The organism is Fodinibius sp., from assembly GCF_041642155.1.
GTDB lineage: Bacteria > Bacteroidota > Rhodothermia > Balneolales > Balneolaceae > Fodinibius.
On the sequence record NZ_JBEPWZ010000108.1, the window covers coordinates 1 to 9330 of the forward strand.

7 protein-coding genes are annotated in these 9330 nt (G+C 49.6%); 2 read left to right on the plus strand and 5 right to left on the minus strand.

All coding sequences use genetic code 11. The features are described from left to right. Positions 1-192: 192 nt before the first annotated feature. On the plus strand, positions 193-687 hold the full coding sequence (locus tag ACESLU_RS08020) for a putative metallopeptidase (protein WP_372637617.1): 495 nt from the start codon (positions 193-195) through the stop codon (positions 685-687). Positions 688-765: 78 nt separating this feature from the next. On the opposite strand, the gene dnaB is transcribed toward ACESLU_RS08020, so the two are convergent. From dnaB to ACESLU_RS08045, 5 genes are all read right to left on the minus strand, one after another. Continuing rightward, positions 766-2280 (minus strand): replicative DNA helicase, encoded by a 1515-nt coding sequence (gene dnaB, locus ACESLU_RS08025; protein ID WP_372637620.1) that lies wholly within the window; start codon positions 2278-2280, stop codon positions 766-768. A gap of 160 nt (positions 2281-2440) precedes the next feature. Continuing rightward, complete coding sequence (locus tag ACESLU_RS08030; protein WP_372637623.1) at positions 2441-3319, minus strand: uracil-DNA glycosylase; 879 nt, start codon at positions 3317-3319, stop codon at positions 2441-2443. A 6-nt stretch (positions 3320-3325) separates the two neighbouring features. After that, positions 3326-4660 carry a tRNA (N(6)-L-threonylcarbamoyladenosine(37)-C(2))-methylthiotransferase MtaB gene (gene mtaB / locus ACESLU_RS08035; RefSeq protein ID WP_372637625.1) on the minus strand — a complete coding sequence of 445 codons (1335 nt, stop codon included), beginning with the start codon at positions 4658-4660 and terminating at the stop codon, positions 3326-3328. 367 nt (positions 4661-5027) lie between these two features. Further along, complete coding sequence (locus ACESLU_RS08040) at positions 5028-5933, minus strand: alpha/beta fold hydrolase (protein WP_372637628.1); 906 nt, start codon at positions 5931-5933, stop codon at positions 5028-5030. Between the two features lie 192 nt (positions 5934-6125). After that, entirely contained in the window at positions 6126-7766 is a 1641-nt protein-coding gene (locus ACESLU_RS08045; RefSeq protein ID WP_372637630.1) for a LuxR C-terminal-related transcriptional regulator, read from the minus strand. Positions 7767-8517: 751 nt separating this feature from the next. Between ACESLU_RS08045 and gmd the strand changes: the two genes are divergently transcribed. Next, positions 8518-9330 (plus strand): GDP-mannose 4,6-dehydratase (gene gmd / locus ACESLU_RS08050; RefSeq protein ID WP_372637633.1); only part of this gene is annotated, 813 nt, incomplete at its 3' end.

A 9330-nucleotide genomic window follows, 5' to 3' on the forward strand; every position in this document is an offset into this window, starting at 1 on the left:
TACATCTATACGGACATCTTACCTATCATCTGGGGCAAATAAACTATCTGCGCCGCATTCTGGCGATATAGATGAAGCCGGGCTAAACGGTACTTTGAGCCACAAGTTATTTTCGATAACGGATGAAAAGGTCCCGGCAGAATCATACCTTTGGATACTTGAAATTTCGAACTGCAAACAGAAACATCGTTCATGAAAGACAATGATTTTTTAAAACCGGGAGATACCATTGCCCACAGTAACAAACAGCTGATGGAATCTCCGGAGATCGCTAAAATAGCGGAAACCGTAATCGAACGGGAAAACCTGGATTTCGGTCCCGCTGAAATCGGTTATTTTCTGGTATACCCGAACCTCTCGAAGTATAAAGCCGCCAAATGTGTTAAAGCGTCGCGTGAAGTGCAATATTACTCCGGTAATAACTATTTGATTGAAATATCAGGAGAGCTGTGGGATATGCTGGACCAGAAGACCCGTGAAATGGTGCTGTTTCACCAGCTGTTGCATGTGGACCCGGTCTATAAAGCCAAAAACCAGGAGTGGAAGATGAAGATCCGCAAGCCCGACTTCTCTGACTTCTACGAGATCAATGACAAGTACGGTAATGACTGGTATAAAACCGTTCAGGCTACGGTTTCTTCGCTGTATGATTTGGATCCCAAGCGTGAGAGCAAGGTCTCGCTGTAATGCTGTTTCAACGTATCAGCGGTTAGAGAGGAGAAAGAAGGGATCGTAGCAGATTTTGCCAATAAGGTCGAAAGACTCTTAGAAGGGCGCTTCATCGCCTCCCCCCGAACCGGGATTATGCCCCATCGGCGGCGTCCCGCCCCCTGGAGCATCTTCTGTATTGCCCGAAGCGCCCCCGAACGGACCCGAATCGGCCGATGTCAGGTTCTCAAACCGGGCATAATCTTCGACGAAATAGAGGGGGATGGTGCCCGTGGGACCGTTACGCTGCTTGCCGATAATAATTTCTGCCAGTCCCGTCGTCGACTGTCCCTCGGGCGTGGTTTTGATGCCGTAATATTCGGGCCGGTAGAGGAAACAGACAACATCGGCATCCTGCTCGATGGAGCCCGATTCCCGCAAGTCGCTGAGTTGGGGACGCTTGTCACCGCCCCGCTGTTCAACGGCACGGCTCAGCTGGGAAAGGGCGACGACCGGGACGTTAAGCTCCTTGGCCAAGGCTTTGAGCCCGCGCGAAATAGAGGCGATTTCCTGCTCGCGCGTGCCGAAATCCTTGCCCGAGGCCGTCATCAGCTGGAGGTAGTCCACGACAATGAGTCCGATATCGTGCTCGCTTTTCAGCCGCCGGCATTTCGTGCGCAGTTCCATGATACTGAGTCCCGGCGTATCGTCTACAAAGATATCCGCCGTAAAAAGACGCCCCGCCGCATCAATAAGACGCTTGAATTCCTCGTCCTTCAGGCGCCCCGACCGGGCCGACTGGGCGTTAATGCGTCCCTCCATCGTAAGCAGGCGCTGCACCAGCGACTGGTTCGACATCTCGAGGCTGAAAATAGCCACTTTGGTCTGCAGCTTGGGGTCCTGATGCAGTGCGGCATTGCGAGCCGTGGTCAATACGTAAGCGGTCTTACCCATCGAGGGACGTGCGGCAATAATGATGAGATCGCCATTTTGCCATCCGGCGGTTTTTTTGTCCACATCGGTGCCGGTGGGGACCCCCGTTATGCCCGACGATTTACCCCGGATGTCTTCCAAATAGGAAAGGGTGTCTTTAAGCACGTCGCCAATGGGCTGCGCCTGGGCCCGCTGCTTGGAGTTGGCCAGATCGAATATTCGCTGTTCCGCCTTATCCAGCACGTCATAGGGATCGGAAGAGCTGTCGTAGGCCTCCTTGATAATGTCCGTGCAACCAAGGATAAGATTCCGCTTGGTCGCTTTTTCGGCTATGATCTGTGCATGATAATCCACATTGGCAGCTGAGCTGACCGACCGGGTGAGTTCGGAGAGATAGCCCGCGCCTCCACAGGTATCAAGCAGTCCCTTGTCGCGCAATTCGTTTTCGACCGTCAACAGGTCGAGGGGATTATCACGTTCATATAAATCGTGCAGTACTTCAAAAATATGCTGGTGGGCCGGCTTATAGAAATCTCTTGGGGACAGCATTTGCAGTGCTACGGTAGCCGCTTCATGCTCAATCAGCATTGAGCCTAATACCGCTTCTTCAACTTCAACAGCCTGAGGAGGGAGCCGGCCTTCCTGATCCAGTGCTTGTCGCGGCGTATTATTCTTAAAATCGGACCCTTGTGATGCCATTCGAAAAATGAAAACCTAATATATTAAAACTGTTTATGCGTATGGAGGAGCAGTATTAATGCACCAGTACTCTCGGTGTAACGGGGGAATAACAGGTATCATAAAGTATAATAAATGAACTGCTTTAAACGAAGAGAAAATCCGGTGTTGAAAAGAAAAATCAGGGCTTGCAGCCAAGCTGATCGTAGCGCTTGCGCAGCAGCTGTACATCTTCCCAGGTCGGGCGCTTCCACTTCGGGTGCCGGAGCAGGGCGGCCGGGTGGTAGGTCGCCAATAACTCGTAGCTATCGCGGAAATTGTGGAACCGGCCACGCATCTTTGAAAGTGAAACATTCTTATCGAGCAGGGTCTGGGACGATACCTTGCCGAGCGTCAAAATAAGTTTGGGATTAATCAGGTCGATTTGCCGGAGGAGGAAGGGGAGGCTCCGTTCCCGTTCTTCGGGTTTTGGATTTCTGTTGTTCGGGGGACGGTGCTTGAGGATGTTCGCGATATAGACTTCGTCGCGGCTTAAATTGATTGAATCCAGGATTTTATTGAGCAGCTGTCCCGCTTTCCCTACAAAAGGTTCTCCCTGCCGGTCCTCCTCGGCCCCGGGGGCTTCGCCGATGATCATGAGATCGGCCTGGGGATTGCCAACCCCAAAAACCAGCTGGGTATCCTCCAGGTCGGTTCGCAGCATATCGGCCTTCCGGCAGAGCGCCTCCAGCTCTTGAAGGGTTTGGCAGTGCTCAATGTGCTGGTATATGTTATTACCACTGCTCGAAGAAGCCTCATTCCCGCTATCGGCGGCATGCTGTTGTTTTGGTGCTTGGGAAGCGTTATCCCCGGTTTCGGCTGCGTTTAGTTGTTTTTTAGGCTGGGACGAAGATTCTGAAGCCATTTTATCATCCTGTTGAGTAGTATCCTTATCCCGTGGAGGAGGTTGACCGGCAGTTTCTTGCTGCATGGTAAAATCACCGTACAGTTCACGTTCGTTATTGAGGTAACTGATGATATTGTCAATCAGTTTGTCTGTGTTTAGAGCTGAATCTGCCATACTTTCTCACCCTACTAATTCTCCGATAACCTGTTGCTCCTTTTTGGCTTCCGGGGTCAGTTCGCCGATCAGATAGCCTTCTTTTGAACGAGCCCCGAGCTGCACCGGCAGTATTTTATTTTCGTGACGGGGATTGTACGGAATGCCTACCCGCACATAATTGTCGGTCCACCCCAGCATCGCTCCGTTATGGTCTGCCCCTTCGAAGAGCACTTCGCGAACCTCGCCGGAGAAGGAGGTGTCAAATTCAAATCTCTTTTTTTGGGATAGCCGGCGAAATTTGTGTGTGCGCTCTTTGCGGACGCTGTCCTGTACGTTTGGTTCGATCGAAAGCGCATGGGTACCGGGACGCTCGGAATAAGTGAAGACATGCAGGTAAGAGACCGGGAGGCTGTCAACAAAATCGTAGGATTCCCGGAAGCGTTCATCCGTTTCGCCCGGGTGACCGGTAATCACGTCTACGCCGATGGCCGCATCGGGCATAAGCTCTTTAATCAATTCTACCCGCTGCCGGTAAAGTTCCGATTGATAGCGCCGCCGCATGATCCCCAGCATCTTATCGCTGCCACTCTGAAGCGGCATATGGAAGTGGGGCTGAATTTTGCCGGATTCGGCGGAAAAATGGATCAGTTCCTCATGCATCAGATTCGGCTCCACCGACGAAAACCGAATGCGTTCAAGTCCCCCGACCCGGTCCAGCGCCCGGAGCAGCATAAAAAAGTCCTCCTCCGTGCCGCGGCCAAAGTCGCCCGCATTCACGCCGGTTACCACAATTTCTTTGAAACCATCTTCCACCAGTTGCTCCGCATTCCGGACGACCGAAGAGATCCGGGGGCTCCGGCTCTTGCCACGCGCCATGGGGATGGTGCAGAAAGAGCAGCTGTAGCTGCAGCCATCCTGCACTTTCAGAAAGGCGCGGGTCCGGTCGTCCGCTGAAAAAGCGTTATGGAAATCAACGGTCTCATTGACATCCGAATGATATACTATGGGCTCCGATCGCTTGTGAAAATCATCAAAAAGTTCCAGCAGCCTGAACTTGTTTTTGGCCCCCAGAACCGCATCGACTCCGTCAATTTGAGCAATCTCACCCGGTTCCAGCTGCGCGTAGCAGCCGATGACCGCTACAAAGGCTTCCGGATTCCTGCGCAGCGCGCGGCGGACCGTCTTCCGGCAGGTGCTGTTGGCGCCCTGGGTGACCGAACAGGTATTGATGACATAGATATCTGCCTCGCTGTCAAAATCAATGACGTCATAGCCTTCCTCTTTGAAGTCCTGCCGGATGGTCATTGTCTCCGAATAATTCAGCTTGCAGCCAAGCGTTTTAAACGCAACTTTTTTCATCGATTAATCTCAGCTTCTTATTTAGATATATGCATCTGATAGTTCTTTAAAATAAGCAAATTAAAATAAAGAATGAGTGCCACAATGTCGATCAGAATCACAGAGTCTGTTTTAGGCGATTGTTAAACCATCCGAAGCATGTTCGCATGTTCAACCAAATAAACTAATCGGGATCTTTGTTAAAGATTACTCCTTTGGTTTCATGTCCATTTGAAGAAATCTCACCATGGCGCACCAATGTGCACATGCATGTCGATAACAGGTGGGCGATCCTGACCAAACAAGGGAACGGAGAACTGACCTAAAAACAGAAAGAATGAAAGGATTTTAAGTGTTTTCATCCTGGATGATTTTTAATTGCTTAGTGCTAATGAATATTAGTTGCGCGCAATACGGTATTAAGCGCATGAACAAATGCTTTCGGCCGTTCCAGTTTGGGATCGTCGCGGGTTTCTTCAATCACATGAAGCGGCCACCCGTAGCGTTTGCTGGCTGTCTCAGCAATTTTAAGTTTGTTTGCCTTGTCATGGCGTCCCCAGATCAGCGCTGTAGGAACATCAATTTTCTCGAGTTCATCGTCCGGAATTTTAGGAATACCGAGATTTTTCATCAGGGTTTGTACAGCGGTACTTCGAACCTTATCGCGGGCGCATTCAAGGTTGTATGCCACGAACGGCTCCCAGTTTTCACCCATTTTACTGCGCAGACCACCGACATCATATATACATTGCGGAAAGAAACGGTTGAAATTCTTCTCGGTCGGCCACAACATGAAACGGAACAGGCCGAAAGCAAACCTTGGGGCCGGTCTGAATTTTCCCAGTCCAAGTGAGTTTACAAGCACCAATCGGTCAATTTGCCCACTGTGTTCGACTGCAAATCTGGCTCCGATAGATCCGCCCAGAATATTTCCCACCAGAGCGGGAGGAGAGGGACAGGTTTGTTCAATCAGCTCGCTGAGCCACTGGTATACAAGGTCTGCCTCCAGTGTAGTATGGTCAAGCCTGGAAGAACCGTGTCCTGGCAGGTCGGGGACGATCAGGCGATTTGTTTTTAAGAGTTGTGGAATGACTCGCATCCACCAGAGGGACGTCTCACCGGGTCCGTGCAGCAGTATTATCGGAGGACCTTCACCACCTACAAGCACAGCCGTGGATATTCCGGCAAGGTCGATCCTGCGCTCTGCGATGGGAATAGCGGCGACGAGCCGGCCACGGTTATCAGATATTTTGTGAAACCGGTTATCCTGATCAACAGTAGATTGCGTATTCATGTTACCTCCATTCTATTTGTTGTATACGGTTGTAATTCAGAGGTAAGATAAGCCGATGATGGTAGCTCCGAATCAGTGAGAATACTCAATTTTAATTAAACGCAGGTATGGGTAATATCACCCATGACCGGATACCGGGTATCGCCTGGAGAACGAGGTCCCGGTATCCATCGACTGGTATATGGCATTCAGTCAAATCATATCGTGCTCATAAGCGTAGGCGGTAGCGGCGGCACGCGATGGCACATTCAGTTTGGCTAATATATTGCTTACATGCCGGTCTACCGTCCTTTCACTGATATACAGTTCTGTACCTATCTCTCTGTTGGTCTTTCCGGTGGCAACTAAGCATAAAACCTGCAGTTCCCGGGAGGTAAGTCCATGGGTATGGTGGTCCGATGAAGTATATTGGATGAAAGAATCCATTGTTGAAAGGTCGTACGTGGCTCCAAGCTGCTGAAAGGTCCCCCGGGCGGCTTCAAGCTCAATCCCGGCGCTGTCTTTATCCCCGAGTTTCTGGTAGGCAAGGCCAATAAGCATACGGGTTTTAGCCGATTCATAGGATGCTCCAATTCGTTTCAGCGCAGTCCAGCCCTCGAGTAGTTTGTCGAGCGCTTTCTGCGGCTCTCCTTTTTTAAGGATAATTTTCCCCTCAGCCCGGACAGCCATGGCCTGTAGAAAAGGCGCCTTAAATTCTTCCGCTATTTCCGATAGATCCGCCGCACCGGCCTGAGCGGCCCTGATATCATCCACTGCAAGCATGATATCGATATATGCCGGGAGAATCTTTGACCGTGCAATTGGATTTTTTTGTTCTTCTTCAGCTTGTCGAATGGCTGCCTCGGCGGTGTCAGCTTCCCCTTGCGCCATCCGCAGGAGAGCCAGGCCGGGTTGTGGTTTTCTTCCCCATTTGCTGGCGTGGCGGTAGTCCTCTTCGGCCTCGGTGAAATCTCCCTGCAATCTGTGGAACTCAGCCTGCAGGTAGAACGCTTCTCCGGCAGCCGGTTCTCCGGTAGCTTCCGATAGTAAAGTACATGCCTGGTGTACTTCTTCCATGGCCTCTGTCCATTTTCCATACAACTGCATAATCTCTGCACGTCGTACCAGGCATTGCCCGCGATAGGGCACAAGGTCCGGCTGCGAGTCACACCAGCGGCTCAAAGCCGCAGTCCACTCCTGTGCACGCTGTAAATCATAGATCTTTTGGCAGGTCTCTATTACAGCACAGTATACAAGCCCAGCCACTATGGGCGATATTTCCTCGGAAATTACAGCTATCATGGCCTCATCAAGCAGCGTCGTTCCTTTGTTTATCTTCTTTTGATGAATCAGGGCCTGTCCCTGGCCAAGCCGTGACAGGGTAATGAGGTCCTGATTGTCAAATTGTTCACCTATTTCGCCGGCTTTGCTAAAATAATGATATGCTCTCTCTGGTTTTCCTTCACCCAGGTGCTGCAGTGCTTTGGGAATCAACAGCAATCCCTCCTCGACACATTTTTGGGAGAGATCGCTAATCAAACGGGCGGCCCTGGCCATCCAACCACTGCCCTGCGCCTTTTCTCCTTGATTGAACAATATTATTCCCAGCCAGAATGCACAATTGGCTGCTTGCCGCTTCTTATCATTTTCAAGGTATTCATGGTGAGCACGTGCCCATAGTTCTGTACTTTCAGATACCTTACCTGTCAAGTAAGCCGCTGTGGCAAGCCGTCTAATATCTTCAGGCTCAGTTTGATGAGCATGGTCGGCCGATGATAAAAGGATATAAGCATTATTCCAGTCTTTCTGCCGGAAAGCCTTTCGTCCCCCTTCGAGTGTATTAGGAATAGCCATACCTATACTCCTTTTTGCTATAGAACCCTTTGCAAAACCGTTCTTTTAGTCAATCGCTGCATTTTCGCGCATTCAACATCAACATCCTAACATATGCTTTACATGCGGTGGTTTTGAACTCGCTCAGGCTTTGATATTTCCCGATGCTTCGGGACTGGTTTTTCAAAGAGCTTCCCATGCATGGTTACTGTTACTTAAATTTATCATGTCGCAGGTGAACCGCAAGTATTTTTTAATAAAACGGCAGTTAAAAATCGATATTCGTCAGATCCGGGAAGACTCATAAATGAAGTTACCATGGTTCAATAACTAATATGGGGGAGAGCCGGTGGGTCTTATAGAGGTCGTTAACCCGCATTTTCCTTCTGGAAAGGGCATGCTGGGGATAATCCGATATAAAGTCCCCATAATACGTGTATGTATAGGAATAGGTTTAATCAATCTGGATCTAACAGGTACCCGACCTTGATCGGACAGTTGTAACATTATTGCACAGGTAGATGAGCGCTATAGTGTATTTACTCATAATTGACTTGGTAAAACCGATCCTATACCCCTGAATCGCCTATTTTACTTGGCACAGTTGTTGTATCGAAAGTAACACGGCTCATAAAAGTTGAAACCGGGAATATGGAATGCTGTATTTATTTGGATATTGATGAATGAATTCAGGGAAGTGGCTATATAATATATTTGAAAAGTCACTTCTATACGCTCAAAAAGTTTAATTAAATTATAAAAAGAGGTTATTTTGGAAGAAAGAAAAGTAGCATTGATCACCGGTGTTACCGGACAGGATGGATCGTATTTAGCGGAGTTTTTACTTCGCAAAGGGTACGAGGTCCATGGCATAAAAAGACGATCCAGTTCGTTCAATACCGGCAGAATAGATCATATCTATCAGGATCCACACACCAAAGATCTGCCTTTTGAGTTGCATTACGGTGATTTGACGGATTCTACGAATTTGATTCGTATTATCCAGGATATTCAGCCCGATGAAATATATAACCTGGGCGCTCAAAGTCATGTTCAGGTATCTTTTGACGCCCCCGAATATACAACTAATACGGACGCCCTGGGGGTGCTCCGCCTTCTGGAAGCTATTCGGATCCTGGGATTAACACAAAAGACCAAATTTTACCAGGCATCGACCAGCGAACTGTTTGGCAAGGTACAGGAAGTGCCTCAGACGGAAGACACGCCCTTTTATCCGCGCTCTCCGTATGCGGTAGCTAAATTATATGCATACTGGATTACGGTCAACTACCGGGAGGCCTACGATATGTATGCAGTGAATGGCATACTATTCAACCACGAATCCCCGGTGCGGGGTGAAACGTTCGTTACCCGGAAGATCACGCGGGCGGCCGTTCGCATTGCGGCCGGACTGCAGGAGAAGACCTACCTTGGAAACCTGGAAGCGAAAAGGGACTGGGGACATGCGAAAGATTATATCGAGGGCATGTACCTGATGTTGCAGCAGGAAGAGCCTGAAGACTTTGTGCTGGCTACGGGAAAAACCCATACGGTCCGTGATTTCTGTGAACGCGCCTTCCGGCAT

Bases quoted from the DNA above. Each gene is read 5' to 3' on its own strand.
- mtaB (WP_372637625.1), bottom strand. From the start codon at position 4,660: ATGAAAAAAGTTGCGTTTAAAACGCTTGGCTGCAAGCTGAATTATTCG.
- dnaB (WP_372637620.1), bottom strand. From the start codon at position 2,280: ATGGCATCACAAGGGTCCGATTTTAAGAATAATACGCCGCGACAAGCA.
- ACESLU_RS08040 (WP_372637628.1), bottom strand. From the start codon at position 5,933: ATGAATACGCAATCTACTGTTGATCAGGATAACCGGTTTCACAAAATA.
- ACESLU_RS08030 (WP_372637623.1), bottom strand. From the start codon at position 3,319: ATGGCAGATTCAGCTCTAAACACAGACAAACTGATTGACAATATCATC.
- ACESLU_RS08020 (WP_372637617.1), top strand. From the start codon at position 193: ATGAAAGACAATGATTTTTTAAAACCGGGAGATACCATTGCCCACAGT.
- ACESLU_RS08045 (WP_372637630.1), bottom strand. From the start codon at position 7,766: ATGGCTATTCCTAATACACTCGAAGGGGGACGAAAGGCTTTCCGGCAG.